General features: G+C 60.9%; 14 protein-coding genes. 4 read left to right on the forward strand and 10 right to left on the reverse strand.

What is annotated here, in order from left to right; all coding sequences use genetic code 11:
* Positions 1 to 143 precede the first annotated feature (143 nt).
* The 9 genes from AC13QY_RS01230 to AC13QY_RS01270 form a co-directional block, all read right to left on the reverse strand.
* Positions 144 to 320, reverse strand: a complete 177-nt coding sequence (locus AC13QY_RS01230; RefSeq protein WP_162748758.1) for a hypothetical protein — start codon at positions 318 to 320, stop codon at positions 144 to 146.
* On the reverse strand, positions 321 to 530 hold the full coding sequence (locus tag AC13QY_RS01235) for a hypothetical protein (RefSeq protein WP_069610151.1): 210 nt from the start codon (positions 528 to 530) through the stop codon (positions 321 to 323).
* A gap of 73 nt (positions 531 to 603) precedes the next feature.
* The gene (locus AC13QY_RS01240; RefSeq protein ID WP_113350759.1) at positions 604 to 1,404 is read right to left on the reverse strand and encodes an ABC transporter permease; all 801 of its coding nucleotides are present in this window, start codon (positions 1,402 to 1,404) and stop codon (positions 604 to 606) included.
* Positions 1,401 to 2,255: an ABC transporter permease gene (locus tag AC13QY_RS01245; RefSeq protein ID WP_113350758.1), complete on the reverse strand. Its 855-nt coding sequence runs from the start codon at positions 2,253 to 2,255 to the stop codon at positions 1,401 to 1,403. The genes AC13QY_RS01240 and AC13QY_RS01245 overlap by 4 nt, the downstream gene beginning before the upstream one ends.
* A 92-nt stretch (positions 2,256 to 2,347) precedes the next feature.
* Positions 2,348 to 3,520, reverse strand: a complete 1,173-nt coding sequence (locus tag AC13QY_RS01250) for an ABC transporter substrate-binding protein (protein WP_269244833.1) — start codon at positions 3,518 to 3,520, stop codon at positions 2,348 to 2,350.
* Positions 3,521 to 3,568: 48 nt separating this feature from the next.
* The gene (locus AC13QY_RS01255; protein ID WP_145319242.1) at positions 3,569 to 4,666 is read right to left on the reverse strand and encodes an ABC transporter ATP-binding protein; all 1,098 of its coding nucleotides are present in this window, start codon (positions 4,664 to 4,666) and stop codon (positions 3,569 to 3,571) included.
* Between the two features lies 1 nt (position 4,667).
* A complete protein-coding gene (locus AC13QY_RS01260; protein ID WP_488492668.1) occupies positions 4,668 to 6,731 on the reverse strand; it encodes a hydantoinase/oxoprolinase family protein in 2,064 nt (687 codons plus the stop codon).
* Positions 6,728 to 8,422 (reverse strand): hydantoinase B/oxoprolinase family protein, encoded by a 1,695-nt coding sequence (locus AC13QY_RS01265; RefSeq protein ID WP_152095388.1) that lies wholly within the window; start codon positions 8,420 to 8,422, stop codon positions 6,728 to 6,730. The genes AC13QY_RS01260 and AC13QY_RS01265 overlap by 4 nt, the downstream gene beginning before the upstream one ends.
* Before the next feature lie 98 nt (positions 8,423 to 8,520).
* Positions 8,521 to 11,088, reverse strand: coding sequence for a winged helix-turn-helix domain-containing protein (locus AC13QY_RS01270; RefSeq protein WP_233788561.1), 2,568 nt, complete (start codon positions 11,086 to 11,088; stop codon positions 8,521 to 8,523).
* Between the two features lie 437 nt (positions 11,089 to 11,525).
* Between AC13QY_RS01270 and AC13QY_RS01275 the strand changes: the two genes are divergently transcribed.
* Positions 11,526 to 12,854, forward strand: a complete 1,329-nt coding sequence (locus tag AC13QY_RS01275; RefSeq protein ID WP_488492669.1) for a peptidoglycan L,D-endopeptidase MepK — start codon at positions 11,526 to 11,528, stop codon at positions 12,852 to 12,854.
* Between the two features lie 31 nt (positions 12,855 to 12,885).
* On the opposite strand, the gene AC13QY_RS01280 is transcribed toward AC13QY_RS01275, so the two are convergent.
* Positions 12,886 to 13,584, reverse strand: coding sequence for a TetR/AcrR family transcriptional regulator (locus tag AC13QY_RS01280; protein WP_488492670.1), 699 nt, complete (start codon positions 13,582 to 13,584; stop codon positions 12,886 to 12,888).
* A gap of 133 nt (positions 13,585 to 13,717) precedes the next feature.
* Between AC13QY_RS01280 and AC13QY_RS01285 the strand changes: the two genes are divergently transcribed.
* Genes AC13QY_RS01285 through AC13QY_RS01295 form a run of 3 tightly spaced genes read left to right on the forward strand, consistent with a single transcriptional unit; the run spans position 13,718 to position 17,649 of the window.
* Positions 13,718 to 14,728 (forward strand): HlyD family secretion protein, encoded by a 1,011-nt coding sequence (locus AC13QY_RS01285; RefSeq protein WP_488492671.1) that lies wholly within the window; start codon positions 13,718 to 13,720, stop codon positions 14,726 to 14,728.
* Between the two features lie 12 nt (positions 14,729 to 14,740).
* Positions 14,741 to 16,501 (forward strand): ATP-binding cassette domain-containing protein, encoded by a 1,761-nt coding sequence (locus AC13QY_RS01290; RefSeq protein WP_488492672.1) that lies wholly within the window; start codon positions 14,741 to 14,743, stop codon positions 16,499 to 16,501.
* Positions 16,498 to 17,649, forward strand: coding sequence for an ABC transporter permease (locus AC13QY_RS01295; protein ID WP_152093089.1), 1,152 nt, complete (start codon positions 16,498 to 16,500; stop codon positions 17,647 to 17,649). Before AC13QY_RS01290 ends, AC13QY_RS01295 begins: the two co-directional genes overlap by 4 nt.

Below are 17,649 nucleotides of genomic sequence, written 5' to 3' on the forward strand. Positions count from 1 at the left end.
TGTCTCCTTCAATCGACCTTCATCTGCGCGATGACAGTCGAGGAGACCTTAGGCTTCGGATGTTAATTTTATATTTCTAAATAAGATATTTTCTAATATTATTTACATCTTAAAGATACCGAATACTTAACCAAATCATTATTTCACTGGGGAATAGCTGTCTTGGCAAAATTCCGAGCATGAAAAGCTTGCCAGAATATTGGCACCATGACCTTCCATTTGCAGTCGATGGAAATCTGTCCTTTCCAACCGCTGCGTCTCGCCCGCGCCGCACCTTCGACAGCGCTGGCCTGTTGGATGCCCCGATCAACAGCAGACATCTACTTCTTCTTCGGCACCAGATCCCAGCCGCCCTGAATGTTTCTCACGAAACGGCAGTTTCCTTTGTAATAGGTGACGGCGCCTGTCCGATCCACCTTGATAGACGTCGGCAGCAATTGCGTCGCCGCCTTCAGCCGCTCGACCATGTCAAGTGCCTCCTGCCTCTTTCCCGCGCGGATCAGCGCCATCAGTTTCGACTCTTGTTTCATCCTCTATACTCCCGTTGATGGAGGTCTAAGGGCAGGCGGAACTTGCGACTTGTCAGTCCTATTTGCATATCGATCACCCCACTCGGCGTTGCATGAGCAGCGAACGCAGTGCCACGGCCACCACGCAGACGCTGGAAACAAGGAAGATAGCGCCGGACATCGCATAGATTGTCGGCGACGCACCGGCATTCATCTTGCCGAACAGCACGACCGGCAAGGTGTTCTGGCGGCCTGCCAGATAGAAGGCGCGCGTGAATTCGTTAAGGGACAGCAGGAACGAAAAGATGAAGGCGCTGACGAGACCCGGCCGGATCAATGGCAGGGTAATATCCCAAAACTGCCGGAAGCGGCCGGCACCGAGATCGTCCGCCGCCATCAGATAGGTCCGCTTGACCGCGGCAAAGCTCGTCAGGATGACGATGAAGGCAAAGGGCATTGCCCATAAAAGATGGCCGGCAATGACAGTCAAAGCCGATGCCTTCACGCCGGCGCGGCTGATCACCGTCGATAACGCCAGCCCCTGGATGACGCCCGGTACGAACATCGGTAGCAGCACAGTCAAAAACCACAGGCTGCGTCCGCGATGAAGCTCGCGATGCGCCAGCGCCGCGCCGAGCGACAGCAGCGTCGCAATGAAAGCCGTCGCAAGCGCAATGACGATCGACTGGCCGAGCGCGGCGACGAGCGCGCTTTCGGAGCCGAGTGCAAGGTACCATTTCAGGGTGATGTCGGAGAAATGCGGCAGCCCCGGCTGCAGTGCAGGATTGAACGAGACACCGAGCAGGTAAAGCGGCGGCGCATAGATCACTATGAGGCCGAAGATGGTCAGCGCCCAAATGACGATGCGCGGGGTCGCTCCTTCTCTGACGATCATTGGCCTCGCTCCTCGAATAGTGAGGAGAGGCCGAACAGGGCATCCCCGATCAGCACCAGCCCAAAGACGATGGCGAGCATCAGCGTCGAAATCGCAAAGGCGAGCGGAAAATTGGCGACGCGCATGACGTCGTTGATCATCACCGAGACGATTGAAGCGCCAGCGCCGCCGAGCATCTGCACCTCCGTCGAGGAGCCGGCAACCATGACGAAGACGAACAGGAAGCCGGCGAAGACGCCGGAATAGGTCAGCGGCAGCAATACCGTGCGGACCATCGTCCAGAATCCGGCACCGAGATCGCGCGACGCCGCCAGCGCGATCGGATCGACACGGCGCATGGAAAGCAGGATGGGGAAGGTTGCGAACGGCAGGTAGGAGGCGATCAGTCCGACGATGACAGCAAAATCGCTGAACAGCAGCCAGTCGAGCGGCGCATCCGTGATGCCGGCCTGCTGAAGGAGCGTGTTGATGACACCGGTGCGGCCGAGCAGCAAGCGCCAGGAGAAGGAGCGAATGAGATAGGACGTGAAAAACGGGATCGTAAGCAGGGCCGCAAGCACCACAGACAGGGTGCGGCCCGCCAGGAAATACATCGCATAGGCGGTGGGATAAGCGATGACGAGGCAGATAGCCGATGTCAGAAACGCCTTGCCAAGGGTGGACAGGAACACGCTCCAGCGCCCGGCCTCCAGAATGGCGCCATAGGCAGCGAGGCTGAATTCCGGCTTGATCCAGTAGGTGGCGGAATCCCAGGCGCAGAAGCTCCAGACCACGACAAGAACGAGCGGCGCAAGGCCGAGCAGGATGATCGCCGCGAGCGGAGCAGCAAGCAATAGAACTGGTGTTTTCATCGTCTAACCCTCCTTCTCTCGGCGTTGATCCTATCGGCTCGGGGCCGGCCTCTCCCTCGGCAGATACGCCAGCCCCGATCCATCATGTTAAATCAGGCGTTGCGCAGCTTCTGCCACCACTCCTCGTAGAGTTGGAAATTGTCCGGGCGGCAATTCTGCCAGTAGACCTTTCCGGAGAACTTGGCCTTCACATGTTCGGCAAGCTTGGCAACGTCCTCGGCCCTATATTCATCCGGATGGGCCTTGGCGTAGGCGAGGTTGTTGTCGGTCGGCACGAGATAGCCGCGCGCCTTGCCGAGCTCGCAACCGTAGAGACCGGCAAGCAGACCATCGACGAACTTGTGGGCGACGTCGGCCTTGCCGCGCTCCGTGGCGCCCTTCAGCAGTACCGTATTGTTGCCCCAGCCTTCGTAGCCTTCGACGGGAGCTGCATACTCCACTTGCAGCCCGCGCTTGCGGCCTTCATAGACGATCGGCTCCCAGCCGGTCATAGCGTCGACTTCCTCGTTCGCCACCAGCTGCACGCCCTGTTCCCATCCGTTCCAGAAAGTGCGGAACTGGCCATCCTTCTTGTGCTTGATCAGGAACTCCATGACGAGGCCGAGCTCGGATTCCGTCAGGTTGCCGGGCTCCTTGATCGGCTTGTTCTCGGCTTCCTTCAGATAGATGGCGGTGAAGATGGCACTGTTGATCCACGCATCTTCCATCGCGACCCGGCCCTTGAGCTTGGGGTCGAAGATGACGCCATAGCTGTCGACTTTGCCGAGCTTGTCGGGGCGATAAATGATAGAGTCGGCGTTGACGACGGTGGGAATACCGTACTGCTTGCCCTCATAGGTCAAGGTCGGGATATCTTTGGCCCATTGCCAGATGCCGGCGAAATTCGAGATCTTGGAGACGTCCCAGGGGGCAATCAGGCCCTGCTTGGCGAGCTCGCGCTCGGCGCCGCCCTGAAAGCCGCCGACATCGAAGAGATCGTTGGCATTGCCGGCGGCAAGGCGCGCGACCACCGGCCCGACATCGTTGCCGTTATCGGTAAACTCAGGCGAAACGCCACTTTGGCGAGTAAACTCCTGCCATTTGTCGCCGATATCGAGCGTGGCGGTACCCCAGAATGCAACCGAAGCATCATCGGCCATTGCACTCGTTGCAGAAAGCCCGCCGACGGTGAGTGCAGCCGCACCCGCACCCATCAGCTTGAGCATGTCACGGCGCTGCATGTTACTCCTCAAGGCAGAGGAGACGAGATTATTGCTCTTGTTCATCGTGTCATTCCCTTCCCTCATTTTTCGCTTGTGTCAGCTATTCGGGTTCTACTCATCGCCTCCAGCCAGAGCCGGTATTCCGGAACGATCGATCAGGAGCGCAGCGCCCGGCTTCAGACACACGCGCACGCTTTCGCCCGGCAAGGGCGGAGTTGCGTCCGCGCTAGTCGTTAACACCACGCGCTGGCTGTCGGCGAAAGCGAGCGTAACGTCATGGCTGAGTCCGCGATAGATGCTTTCGACAACCTTAAGTTCAATTATTTCGGCAGCCTCTTCGGCAGCCGGGATCAGCTCAATTCGGTCCGGGCGGATTGCGACAAGCGCATCGGACGGAGGCGCGGCTCCGGAAAAGCTCGCACCGATGCGCTGTCCCGCAATCGTAACGAGAGCCCTGCCGCCTGAAACCGAAATGCTTTCGGGCCTGAGGAGCGTATCGATGCCGACAAAACGGGCAACAAAGGCATTGGCCGGTGCCTCGAAGAAGCGCGACGGCACGTCGGTCTGCTCGATCCGCCCCTTGTGCATGACAGCCATCCGATCGGAAAGGCTGAGCGCCTCGTCCTGATTGTGGGTGACCAGGATAAAGGTCGCACCGGTACGCTTGTGAAGGCGGCCGAATTCGTCGCGCATCTGCTGGCGCAACCGCTCGTCAAGCCCGGTCAGAGGTTCGTCGAGCAGAAGAATGCCCGGTTCCATGACGAGCGCGCGAGCCAGCGCAACGCGCTGGCGCTGGCCGCCTGAGAGAAGATTGACGTCGCGATCCGCAAAACCCGAAAGTTCGACGAGGTCCAGTGCGCCATCGACCTTGCCTTTCAGGGCGGCACCGGACAACCCGCGCAGCTTCAGCCCATAGCCGATATTCTGGGCGACATTCATATGCGGAAAGAGCCCGAGCGACTGGAAGACGGTATTCACCGGCCGGCGATTGGCCGGAACATCGGCCATGTCCCTTCCATCGAAAAGCACACGGCCCGAGGTCGGCTTATCGAAGCCGCCGATCAGCTTCAGCAGAGAGCTCTTGCCGCAACCGGACGAACCGAGCAGCGTAAAGAACTCCCCTGCCCTGATGTCGAGCGTCACGTCGTCGACGGCGCGCGTCGGCCCGTAATTTCTGACGATATGGTCGAGACCGATCGCTATCGCCATACTAGACGCGTCCCCCATCACATTCGCGGATGAGCAGCAAGCCTTCCTCGCTCACTTCCAGTTCCTGTCCGGCAACAACCAGCGATGTCGCGGTTGCCTCCTCGATGATGAGCGGGCCGGCAATCCTCTCGGAAGACGGGAGCCGCGTGCGCTCGTAGACGGGGCAGGACACCCAACCGGTCGTTCCGCCGAAATAGACGTCGCGGCACCCCTTGAAGGCTGCATCCAGCGACCGGCCGGCGCCATCGAGTTTCGGAATGGCGATGACCGGGCCGTGGAGTACTGCCTCCAGATGGATCATGGTAATCTCGACCGGCGAACCGGGCAGGCAGAAGGTATAGGCGCGCTCATGCGCGGCATGGAAGCGTTCCGCAAAGCTTTCAGCATCGTCCTCCATTTCGAAGGGGGCGAAGACTCCGTGCTCCTGTCCGCGATACCGAGCTTCGACGCGGCAGGCGTAGCGTATCTCCGCCGCATCGCCTTTGGAGAAATATCTGACTGCCTCACGCTTCAGCTCGTCGAAACGACGCTTCAGATTGCTGACGGCTTCAGGACCAAGGGGCGAGAACCACGTGCTGCGGAAATCGGCCCGTGGCTCCGCCGCCAGCATTCCCCAGGCCGAAAAGATGCCGGGATGCGGCGGCACCACAGTCATCTTAACGCCGAGATCGCGCCCGAGGCGGGCGGCAAGCGCCGGCCCTGCGCCCCCGGAAATGACGAAAGCGGCATCGCGCGGATCGTGTCCGCGCTGGACGGTTACCAGCTTCAACGCGTTGATCATCGACGCATGCGCGATCTCGACGATCGCGAGCGCCGCATCCTCGACCGATAGCTCCATCGGCTTGGCAACCGTCGCGATTGCCGCCGCAGCCTTGGACTTATCGAGCTGCATCTGGCCGCCCGCGAAGCTTGCCGGATCGAAGATGCCAAGCGTCAGCAAAGCATCGGATAGCGTCGGCTTGTCGCCGCCACGGCCATAGCAGGCAGGCCCGGGTGTCGAGCCAGCACTTTCCGGGCCGACGCAGAGCGCTCCGCGCTCATCGATGCGGGCAATCGAGCCGCCGCCGGCACCGATTTCGACGATATCGACCACCGGCACCTGCACCGGATAGCCGGGTGCGATGCGGGTGTGCTCGAGCTTGTATTCGCTGTCAAGCGTCGGGCGGCTATCGTGGATCAGCGAGCATTTCGCCGTCGTGCCACCGACGTCGAGCGACAGCACTTCGGATTCGCCAAGCACAGTGCCGATACGCGCGGCACCCGCCACACCGCCGGCCGGCCCGGATTCGACCAATGTCAGCGGGCTCGTCTGCGCCTGATCGAATGTGGAGATGCCGCCGTTCGACTGCATGGCATAATAGGGGCAGGTGAGATCACGCTCGGTCAGCGCGCTTTCAAGCCGCGCAAAATAGCGCTTGATGATCGGCTGCACATAAGCGTTAAGCACGGCCGTATTGGAACGCTCATATTCCCGCCATTGACGGGAAACCTCGTGGCTGGCGCAAACCGTGACATCCGGCAGCGCTTCGGCGATCGCCTTGGCACAGACGATCTCATGCTCGGGATTGGCATAGCTGTGGAGGAAGACGACGGCGACCGCCTCGACCTTGCGAGCGCGGCATTCACGGACGATCGGCTCGATATCGCCAAGCTCGATGGGCGTCAGCACCCGGCCTTTGGCATCCATGCGTTCGCGCACCTCGAAGCGCAGGCTGCGCGGCACAAAGGCTTCCGGGCTCTTGAACTGGAGATTGTAGAGATCGGGGCGATTGCCGCGACCGATTTCCAAGACGTCACGAAAGCCGGCGGTCGTCACGAGCGCCGTGCGGACGCCCTTTCGCTCCGTAATCGCGTTGATGACGGTTGTCCCGCCATGCGCAAAGAAAATCACGTCGCGCGCCGAAAGCCCGTCCTTCTTCTCAGCAAGCTCGATTGCCGCAAGTACACCTTCGGATTGGTCGTGAACGGTCGTCAGGCTCTTGGCGGTAAAGATCTCGCCCGTGCGCTCATCATAACCGACGAGGTCCGTAAAGGTACCGCCTACATCCGTAGCCAGTCTGATCATGACGCCATACCCTCTTCATATGCATAGAGGCTGCGCGCCATCTCGCTGGTGATATAGCCATCTTCGACATCGCGGCGGACCTGTTCCCGTTCGCGAGCACGCGGGTCACCCCAGCCACCGCCGCCGCCTGTAATGATCCGCACGAGATCGCCGCGCTTCAGCTCGATATGCGGTTCGCGGCCGAAATTTCGGACCTTTCCGCCGCTCTCTTGCAGCTGCAGAAGATTGATGCTGCCGGATTTACCACCTTCTATTCCCCAAGGAGGCGTGTCGGTCCGCCCAAAGCTGCAATAGGCGGAAGCACCGTCTCCGAGGATTTCATAATCGCGAATGACACCGAAACCTCCGCGACGGCGGCCCGCACCCGATCCCCCTTCCACGTTCAGCCCATAACGGCGAACGAGCAAGGGAAAGCGCGCTTCGATGACCTCGACGGAGTAATTGTAGGTATCGCCATCGGTTAGCGCGATCAGCGCATTGGCGCCATCGCCGTCCCTGCTCGCGCCCCAGCCGCCGTGTTGCGGCTCGATATGGATGAATGGCTGCCCCGCCTCGTCCTTGCCGGAAACATAGAGGACGCAGAGGCTTGTATAGGAACCGGCGGAAAAGCGCTCGGGCATAAGCTTTGCAAGGGCCTTCCAGACGAGTTCGGAAGCATGCACCGAACCCTCATAATACCAGCCCGTCGGAGAAGGCTTCTCGGCGGTGAAAACCGAACCCTTCGGCGCAATGACGGAGAGCGGCCGGAACCAGCCCTCATTGGAGGGTGCCTGTGGTGCGACCAGCGCCTTGAAGATGGTGCGCACCGCCGACTGCAGCGCGCCCGCCGCACAATTGATCGGGCCTGCGACGGCTGGCGGGCAACCGGTGAAATCCGCCGTCAGGCGATCTCCGGAAATCGTGACGGCAACCTTGACCGAAATAGGATCGGTAGTGACGCCATCGCCGTCAATGATATCTTCCGCCTCATAGATCCCGTCCGGCAATGCGGTTATGGCGGCGCGCGCCTGCTTCTCGCTGACCGACAGGAGGTGATTAAACGCGGCTTCGACGACATCGGTGCCATATTTGTGCGCAAGCTCGCCCATCCGGCGCGCAGCAACACGGACGGTCGCCACCTGAGCCGTGAGGTCGCCGATCGCGACTTCCGGCAGACGGACATTCTCGCGGATGATGCGCAGGACTTCGCCCGAGAAGCGATCGCTGCGCACCACTTTGACGCCCGGCAGCCTCAGTCCCTCTTGGAAGACGGAGGTGGCGTTCGGCGCAAGAGAACCTGGAACCGAGCCACCGACATCGAGATAATGGGCGACATTGATGGCATAGGCCAATATCCGGCCACCGAAGAAGATCGGCTTGACGATGGCGAAATCGCAGGCATGCGTGCCGCCGGAATAGGGATCGTTCGTAAGCAGGATGTCGCCATCTTCCAGATCATCGCCGTAGAGCGCGATCAGCGATTTGACCTGCGTGCCGAAGGTGCCGGTGAACAGGGTGATGCCGTTCATCTGCGCCACGAGTTCACCGTCACGGGTGAGGAGACCGCAGGCGAAATCAAGCACTTCATAGATCACCGGGCTCATCGAGGTCCTGGCCATGACCAGGCCCATCTCGTCGACGGTGGCTGCCAGCTTGCCCTCGATAATCTCTTGCGTCACCGGATCGACGACGATCACGAATCTTCCCCTCATTATTATATTCGCACGCGTGCAGATTAGGTGTTTTTTCGTCCGTCGATAGCCTTCCCGATGGGTGGGCGGGCGCCTCAAAACCCACCCGAACGGGTAGGTTAGCGATCGAGCATGCCCTTTTGACGCGCTGCCGTCACGGCCGCAGTCCGCGTCGAGACATTGAGCTTGGCAAAGATATTGCGCAGGTGAAACTTGATCGTATTGTCGGACAAGGCCAGATTCCGGCCGATTTCCTTATTGGAAAGCCCAGAACTCAACAGCTCCAACACCATGCGTTCCCGGCCGGTGAAGGCATAGCCGCCATCATCGGCGGCAGGTTCGTGCACCGTCTCACCACTCATGAGCAGAGACTGGAGACGCTTTCGAGGAACGTTTGCGATAGTTGGATGATTGGCGAGTGCGCGAAGCTCGCCCAGTCCCGCGGAGTGATCGAGATGAAGCAGCGCCCGGTAGTCGTCGAGGGGGGTCGTCAACACGAGATCGGAAAGGCTGGCGGCGGCGAGATCCGCGCGGCCTTCCGCAAGAAGGATCCCTATTTCGATGAGAGCAAGCTCGATCGCGCGCGGGACATGCGGACGTTGCGACTGACCCATCCTGAACTGATCAAAGACCTCGCGCGCCTTGGCCTTCTCGCCAAGAGCCAGGTAGGCGCGTGTCCAGAAGATCGCCGGCGTGGCTCCGCGCAGATGGATGGCCAGCGCATTGGCGCGGTCTGAAACGATTGCCTGCATGCCGAAGCCGTTGGCCTCGGCATGCCGGATTGCCTGATCGAGATCGCCCGATGCCATGAGCAGCATGGCACGCTCGCCGTCAATCAATCGCGTCAGCCGATCGAAGCCGCGCCGCCGTGCCACGGCGCGAATGCGATCCATCGCTGCATGGGCGGAAAGCAAATCCTCGCGCATGCGCAGGATCCGTTGCTCGGCCATGAAGCCCGCAGCCAGAAGATCAAACCAGGTATCATGAAGCTCAAGGTGAGGCAGCGCCCATCCGAGCATCTCTGCCGCTGGCTCCGCCTCGCCGCGCATCGACAGAACCTCGGCCTTCAACACCTGGCCGACGGCATCGAGATCGCTGCCCGGACCGATATTGGTCTGCGCTTCGCAGATCAGCTCTTCGTAGGCCGACAGAGCGCTCGCACAATCGCCGGAGAGAAAGAAGGCCTGGCCGATATGGGTATAAAGGTGCATGGCGCCGAAATCGGCGCCGCCGTCGCGAAAGGCTCGAATGGCCAGATGCCCGTAGTGCAACGCCCGGTCGAGCTCGCTGCGGATCAGGAAATTGTAGGAAAGCATGTTAAGGGCCAGCGCCCGATGAATGAGCTCCATTCCATCCGGCTGCCGCAAATCATCTTCAAGTGCGGAAAGATCGGCCGCCGTCGCCCAGTGATCCGTATAAAGTGCCAGAAGGATGCGCACGACGCGCAGGTCCTTTGCCAAGGTCGGGTCTGCAGCAGCGGCCCGTTCGGCGATGACAAGATAATGATTGGCCGCAGCAAGCTGCGCCGCCTTGGCGTTGAAGATCGAGAGCCCAAGTGTTGCAAGCGGAAAGCGGACGAGATCGATTTCCGAGGCGCGTCCGCTCAAGGCCTGAAAGAGCGTCGCGCCGCCGCGGGTGGTGGCATAGACACGCCGCCAGCCGCCAGCTGTTTCGACGATGCGCGCGGCAAGATTGGCGTCGCCCGCCGCAAGCGCATGATGCACGGCCCGATCTATGTCGCCCTGCGCCTCAAACCAGTGGGCTGCACGATTGAGTGCAAGATTGGCATCGATACCCCTGCGGCTGGCGGTCTTCTTCAGGAACTCGTTGAAGACCGGATGAAACCGCATCCAGTTGCCGGGGCCTGCCAGCAATGTGACCGGAAGCGCATAGTCAGCCAGCCTCTCGCTGAGATCCGCCTGCTCTCTGCTTTCCAGCACGGCTTCAAGCAACGAATGATTGAAGGCCGGAAGGGCGGCCGTGCCGATGAGAAACTCACGTATGTCTTCAGGCAGATGTGCGAACACCTGCTCCGACAGGTAAGAGCCCATGTCAGCACCGCCGCCATCGAACGAAGCCAGAATGCTGTCGCTCTCCTCCGATTCCGATACGAGCAGACTCACCATCTGCAGCGCGACCGCCCAGCCTTCGGTCCGGCGATTGAAGGAACCCACCTGTTCCTCTGTCAGATGAGTGCCCTTACCGGCGAAAAGCTCTCCCGCTTCGGCATCGGTAAAGCCAAGCTCGGCAACACCGAACTGTTTGAACTCACCACGCAACCGCAATGCGGAGAGCGGAAAGCGCGGCGGGCTGCGGCTGACCAGCACCAGCTTGACATGTTCGAGCGAGAGGTCCGCGAGGATCTTCGCCATCAGCGCCTCGGTCGCATCCGTCTGAGCGAAATGATAGTCGTCGAGAAAGGCGACGAGTGGCCCCTCGATCTTGCGCAGGCGCGTCGCCAGCACCGAAAGCAATGCCGCCGCAGGCAGGTTGCCGGCGTCCGCGCCATCCTCATGAAGCAGCGTCTGCAGGGCATCGATCAACGCGAGCAGAAAGGCTTCCTGATTGGTATGTTCGGCATCGAGCGACACCCAGCAGAGCTTGACACCATCCTCCTTCAACAACTCGTACCATTGGACGGCAAGCGAGGTCTTGCCATACCCGGCAGGTGCGACAATGGTCGTCAAACGGCGCAGTCCGGCCCGCCGAAGCTGCCGCAACAGGTCGCTACGTCTGATTGTTTGCTGCCCGCTTGAAGGGGGAGCAAATCGATTCTGTCCACTCATGGGGCGGGATGATGCTGTCTTGGCCGGCAGTTTGCAACCCACGCGAAAACGTTTGCAAAGCCGGGTTTCCCCATCTTTCGAAAGACGGCGCCTTACAGGCACTGGTTGATGCCCTCACAAAATTGCAACGGCACAGCTGAAGCTTTCCGGAATAAGGGTCGCCAGGGCTGGAGGTGACTTCCGCCGCCTCATCAATGCGCTCGAACGGACAAAATTTTGCCGTTTCCGCCTATAAACGGTCCGTTAGGGATTTGTTGACCATAATTGGAGGGTATAGCGATGCCGCAGACGCGGCGCCTCTGATTTCTGTTTCTCTTAGCAAGGCGAAAGTCGTATCCGTGCATCACGTGATCTTTTCCATTCCGGCGACGGTTTTCGCCACGACTTTCTCATTCGTCGCTTGCCGGGTGGCGCTGATCGCAATGCTGGTGCTCGGTGCTTTTGCCGGCACCGCGGCGGCCGAGGATCGGGCACTCAAGCTCTTCTTCACCCATACGGGGGAAAGAGCGACCATCGTCTTCAAACGCGGCGGCAAATATGACCCGCGGGGCCTTGCTCAAATCAATCGTTTCTTACGCGACTGGCGAAAGAACGAGCCGACCAGGATCGATCCGGAATTGCTCGATCTCGTCTGGGAAGTCTATCGCCGCAGCGGAGCCAACGAGGCCATTCACGTCGTCTCGGCCTACCGCTCTCCTTCGACCAACAGCATGCTGCGCAACCGCTCGCGCAGCTCCGGCGTTGCCAAACACAGCCAGCATACGCTCGGCAAGGCGATGGATTTTTACATTCCCGGCGTGAAGCTTGCGAGCCTGCGCGCGATCGCCATGCAGATGCAGATCGGCGGCGTGGGTTTTTATCCCAATTCCGGCTCGCCCTTCGTGCATCTCGATGTCGGCAGGGTGCGGGCCTGGCCGAGAATGTCGCGCCAGGAACTCGCGCGGCTTTTCCCGAATGGGCAGACGCTTCATGTGCCGGCAGACGGCAGACCGCTGCCGGGCTACGATGTGGCGGTCGCACAATCCAAAAAGCGGCCATCTCAAATGAGCAGCAGGATCGCAGCCGTCATGGATGACGATGACGACGCCGGGTCATCGATAGCGCCGCGCAATGACACGCCCGACCGCAGCCTTCTCACCAGCATGCTGCCGACGCCCAGGAGCCGGGCCCTGACCGGGCTGGAGCTTCAGCTCGGTAAGCGAGTGACCGAAGAGAACAAGAGCCAGCCCTTTGCCGATCTTGCGGCCTATGCCGTTCCGCTGCCGGCTTGGCGGCCAACCAGCAGCATCGTCGTTGTCCCGACGGCCGCACCGGAGAGACCCGCCCCTCCTGCTGTGTTCGCCAGCCTGATCGTGGGACGCAACGACGCCGGAAAGCTCGTAGTTTCGGATAATGCGAAGAATACGGCCGATAGCGCTATGGCAAAGATGCAGCCAATGGAGCGGCTGCCGAGCTCTGCCGTGCAGGACGTATCCGGCGGCGTCGGAGCCATGTCGACCGGTGCCATCGTCGCCTGGGCCTTGCAACCGCCGGGCATGGCAGTCGACATGACGCTCCCGAGCCTCGTCAGCGAGCCCATTCCGATGCACGATGATATGGCGGAGGCCCAGGCCGGAGCTTACGATGGCGACGACTTCGATGTCGAACGTTTCGGTTTCGAAGGCTGAAGCGATCCCCCAAGGCGCGGTTTGCCATGGATCAGCTCGGCTGTTCCGGTGATCCCGCCGCCTGTACTGGCAGGGAGAGTTGGGCAAGCCCACCAAGCGTAAAGCGAAAGAGCCGGTCCGCCAGCTCCTCATCCGTGGTCGTTTCCCGTCCAAGCGCCGGAATGATCTCGGACACGCGCTTTTCGGCCACCAGCAGCATGAAGCACGGCGCCATTGTCGAAAGCGCCGCCTGAGCAACGAGCGGATGGTCCGGCGCCACGCCGATGATCTGGGCAATGACGCCGAACAGCAAGGCTTTCTTAGGCTCGATTTCCTCGCGCCGCAGTTTGTCGATGTGCGGCGTCGGCGCAATCAGTTCGCGGACGATCACCTTGGCCGGCCATGAGTGCTCATTGCCGGTTCGGACGACTTTGACCAGCAACCCGATAAATCGGCGCAGCTTTTCCTTCGGCTCGATGTCCGCGCTCACCGTGCTGGCAAGCACATCGTAGCTCATCAGGCGGTGATGCGCCTCGGCAAGGACATCTTCGTACAAGGCCTCTATGCCGCCGAAATGATAGTTGACCGCCGCCGCATTCGTCCCCGCACGCAAGGCGATTTCCTTTGCAGTCGCGCGATCGAAGCCGAATTCGGCGAAAACGGCTCCGCCCGCCTCAAGCAGGCTTATCCGCGTGGCAGCCCCGTCCTGCCGATCTCGAGATCTCGCCGTTCGTCTTATGCCTCTAGCCATTGCTTTCGCTTTCCACTAATTCAAATATTAATTTGAAATTTGAATTTTACAAGTGTTATAATCGTCCCGCGGATCGATATGTGTCACCGTTCGTTTCATCAAAGCTGGCATCTCTTTGGAGTTCAAATACAGCATGCAGCGTGTCATCATCATCTTGCTCCTGTTGATCGCCGCCGCGGGCGGAGCCTGGTGGTATTTCCATCGGGATGACGGCTCGAAGGAGCTTGTTCTCTATGGAAACATCGACTTCCGGCAACTTACCCTCGCCTTCAACGGCAGCGAACGTGTCGCCGAAGTCCTTGTCGAAGAGGGCGCGCAAGTCAAGAAAGGCCAGGTCGTCGCCAGGCTGGATACGAGCCGTCTTCAGCCCCAGGTCGCCCAGGCCGAGGCTCAGGCTGCGAGCCAGCGTGCCAATCTCGAGCGCCTCAAAAACGGCAATCGTCCCGAGGAGATCGCCCAGTCCCGTGCCAATCTCGAATCCGCCAAGGCGGAAGCGGTCAATGCCCGCGCCCAGTTCGAGCGCCAGAACGCGCTTGCTCCCAAGGCCGCCGTCAGCCAACAGGCTTTGGACGAGGCGCGCTCTGCCGCAGCCGTTGCCGACGCCAAGGTCGTCGCCAATCAGAAGGCGCTCGATCTGCTTGTCGTCGGTTCCCGCGTCGAGGACATTCAGGAAGCGGAAGCGCAGCTGCATGCATCGGAAGCCAATGTCGCGCTCCTGCACCAGCAGCTTGCCGATGCCGAGCTGAAAGCGCCGGTCGATGCGATTGTGCAGTCCAGACTGATCGAGCCCGGCGAGATGGCCTCGCCTACGCGAGCGGCATTCTCGCTTGCGACGATCAGCCCGAAATGGGTGCGCGCCTATGTCTCGGAAACCCAGCTTGGAATGCTTCGTCCCGGTATGAAGGCTAACGTCAGCGTCGATTCGCTGCCGGGACGGGCGATCCCCGGGTGGATCGGCTTCATCTCCTCGGTTGCCGAGTTCACGCCGAAATCGGTGCAGACGGAAGAGCTGCGCACAAGCCTCGTCTATGAAGTCAGGGTCTTCGTGGACGATCCCGATAACGCGCTGCGGCTCGGAATGCCGGCAACCGTCCGGCCGCTTCCCGGCGAGCAGGCGAATGTCGCGACCGCGCAGCAGCAATAGAGCGAGAATGCCATGAGCGACGGAGATCTCTCGGTCACAGCAAGGAATGTCCGCAAGACCTTTCGCCGCGATACCGGCGAGGTGGTGGAGGCGCTTGCCGATGTCTCCCTCGACGTCCGCAAGGGAGCGCTGACCGCCCTTGTCGGCCCCGATGGCGCCGGCAAGACGACATTGCTGCGCCTGGCATGCGGCCTCATCACGCCGGATGACGGCAGCCTGCAGGTGATCGGCGTCGATATTGCTAGGGAACCGCAGCGCGTTCAGGACCGGATCGGCTATATGCCGCAGAAGTTCGGCCTCTATGAAGACCTGAGCGTTCAGGAGAACCTCAACCTTTACGCCGATCTGCATGGCGTGACGCAATCCCAGCGTGACGAGACCTATCCGCGCCTCTTCGAAATGACGCAGCTCGGTCGCTTCAAGGAGCGGCCGGCGGGAAAATTATCCGGCGGCATGAAACAGAAGCTCGGCCTTGCCTGCACGCTGGTGCGGGCGCCCGAACTGCTGCTGCTCGACGAACCCACGGTCGGCGTCGATCCCTTATCGCGGCGCGAGCTCTGGGAGATCGTCTTCAAGCTTGTCAAGGAGGACGGGCTCTCGGTGATCGTGGCAACTTCCTATCTCGATGAGGCCGAACGCTGCGAACATGCCGTGCTCATGCATGCGGGAAAGATCCTCGATCAGGGGCCGCCGGCGGAGATTACGGCAAAGGCCGATGGCTGCTGCTTCATGGTCAGCACCCCCGATGACATGCCAGCCCGGTCCCTGCAGGCCCGCCTCTTCGCACAGCCCGGTATCGTCGATGCCGTGCCGGAGGCCGGGCGCGTCCGGATCGTGCGCAAGCCGGAGCAGACGCACGAACCGCTGCGGCTGGATGAGACTGAGCTCGAGACCGAAAGCGTCGCGCCCCGGTTCGAAGACGCCTTCATGATGCTGTTTTCCGCCGTCGTCGGCGACGCCGAGCGCCAGACGCACACCGGCCAGCCGTCCGACCGTCGCAACGGCGATGAAACGGTCGTGCAGGTGCGCGACCTCCTCCGCAAATTCGGGGACTTCACGGCCGTCGACCATGTGAGCTTCAGCGTCCGCAAAGGTGAGGTCTACGGCCTCCTCGGTCCGAATGGCGCAGGAAAGAGCACGACGTTCCGGATGCTCTGCGGCTTGCTTCCGGCCACTGGCGGCACCTTGATGGTCGCCGGCTCCAATCTGCTGACGGCAGGTGCGAAGGCACGAGAAAAGCTGGGTTATGTCGCGCAGAAATTCTCGCTCTACGGCCAGCTCAGCGTCGACGAAAATCTGGAATTCTTCGCGAGCGCCTATGGCTTACGTGGCCGGCGCAGAAAGGACAGGATCGTCGCCCTGAAGAGCCAGTTCGAACTCGACCAGTTCTCAAAGCTGCCGAGCGGACAGTTGCCAGGCGGATTCAAGCAACGACTGGCGTTGGCCGCCGCGCTGCTGCACGAGCCCGATATTCTCTTCCTGGACGAAGCGACCAGCGGCGCCGATCCGCTGGCACGCCGGCAATTCTGGGGACGGATCACTGCCCTCTCCGAACAGGGCGTCACCATCATCGTGACGACCCATTTCATGGAAGAGGCCGAATATTGCGACCGGATCATCATTCTCGATGCCGGCAAAAACCTGGCCGAGGGAACACCGGTCGAAATCCGGGCCCGCGCGGGAGCGCACGGCGAGGCGGCAGCGACGATGGAGGAGGCCTTTATTGCGATCGTCGAGAAGGAGCGCCATAGGAAAATGGAGAAGGCGGCATGAACCAGTCCAAAGACAGCTCCGGCCAAGGATTGCGCGCAGCCTTGCGCCGCATTCGCGCCCTCATCCGCAAGGAAACCTGGCAGCTCCTGCGCGATCCGAGCAGCATTGCGATCGGTATCGTCATGCCCGTGGCCCTGCTGATCTTGTTCGGATACGGCATCAATCTCGACGTCAAGAACGTTCCCGTCGCGATCGTCATGGAAGAAAATTCAGCCGAGGCGCGCGGCCTCGCCTCCTCCTTCGAACTCTCCAGCTATTTCTCCCCGAAGCGCGTCAAGACGATGGCCGAGGCGGAAAAGATGCTTCTGTCCTCCGAAGTTCAGGCGATCCTGCGCATTCCCTCGGATTTCTCGCGGAAGGTTGCTCAAGGCAGTGGCGAGGTTCAGGCCGTCGTCAACGGCAGCGATGCCAATACGGCGCGCATCTCGCTGAGCTATGCCGAAGCGGCCGTTGGCGTCTGGGCCGCCAAGGAAACCTCGCGCAAAGGGACGGCCGGCGGCAGCGGCGTCACGATCGAATCCCGCCTGTGGTTCAACGAGGCCAACGACAGCAGCTATTTCCTCGTCCCTGGTCTCGTCGTCCTCGTTATGACGCTGATCGGCGCGCTGCTGACCGCCCTCGTCATGGCGCGGGAATGGGAGCGCGGCACCTTTGAAGCGCTGTTCGTAACGCCGGTGCGCTCGACGGAGATCCTGCTCGGCAAGACCGTCCCCTATTTTCTTCTGGGGCTTGCGGGCCTTGCGCTCTGCGTCGTCGGCAGCCGGCTTCTCTTTGGCGTGCCGCTTCGCGGATCGTTGCTGGTCCTGACCGTCGTATCCATGCTCTATCTTCTCGTCGCGCTGGGACTCGGCCTTGCCATATCCTCGATCACGAAGAGCCAGTTCATTGCCAGCCAGGTCACCGTTCTCGTGACCTTCCTGCCAGCCATGATGCTTTCCGGCTTCATGTTCGATCCGAGGAGCATGCCTTGGGCCGTACAGATCATCACCTACATCTTCCCCGGCCGATATTTCGTTACCCTGCTGCAAACCCTGTTTCTCGCCGGCAATATCTGGAGCGTCATCCTGCCCAATGCCGCAGTGCTTGCCGGCATGGCGACAGCGCTTTTGGCCCTTGCCGTGCGCATGACCCGCAAGAGGATCGCATAG

The organism is Martinezella sp. CNPSo 3795 (genome assembly GCF_057784475.1).

Excerpts from the sequence above, each read along its gene's own strand:
- AC13QY_RS01295 (WP_152093089.1), top strand. The coding sequence starts at position 16,498 with ATGAACCAGTCCAAAGACAGCTCCGGCCAAGGATTGCGCGCAGCCTTG.
- AC13QY_RS01250 (WP_269244833.1), bottom strand. The coding sequence starts at position 3,520 with ATGAACAAGAGCAATAATCTCGTCTCCTCTGCCTTGAGGAGTAACATG.
- AC13QY_RS01265 (WP_152095388.1), bottom strand. The coding sequence starts at position 8,422 with ATGAGGGGAAGATTCGTGATCGTCGTCGATCCGGTGACGCAAGAGATT.
- AC13QY_RS01260 (WP_488492668.1), bottom strand. The coding sequence starts at position 6,731 with ATGATCAGACTGGCTACGGATGTAGGCGGTACCTTTACGGACCTCGTC.
- AC13QY_RS01285 (WP_488492671.1), top strand. The coding sequence starts at position 13,718 with ATGCAGCGTGTCATCATCATCTTGCTCCTGTTGATCGCCGCCGCGGGC.
- AC13QY_RS01235 (WP_069610151.1), bottom strand. The coding sequence starts at position 530 with ATGAAACAAGAGTCGAAACTGATGGCGCTGATCCGCGCGGGAAAGAGG.
- AC13QY_RS01280 (WP_488492670.1), bottom strand. The coding sequence starts at position 13,584 with ATGGCTAGAGGCATAAGACGAACGGCGAGATCTCGAGATCGGCAGGAC.
- AC13QY_RS01240 (WP_113350759.1), bottom strand. The coding sequence starts at position 1,404 with ATGATCGTCAGAGAAGGAGCGACCCCGCGCATCGTCATTTGGGCGCTG.
- AC13QY_RS01230 (WP_162748758.1), bottom strand. The coding sequence starts at position 320 with ATGTCTGCTGTTGATCGGGGCATCCAACAGGCCAGCGCTGTCGAAGGT.
- AC13QY_RS01245 (WP_113350758.1), bottom strand. The coding sequence starts at position 2,255 with ATGAAAACACCAGTTCTATTGCTTGCTGCTCCGCTCGCGGCGATCATC.
- AC13QY_RS01255 (WP_145319242.1), bottom strand. The coding sequence starts at position 4,666 with ATGGCGATAGCGATCGGTCTCGACCATATCGTCAGAAATTACGGGCCG.
- AC13QY_RS01290 (WP_488492672.1), top strand. The coding sequence starts at position 14,741 with ATGAGCGACGGAGATCTCTCGGTCACAGCAAGGAATGTCCGCAAGACC.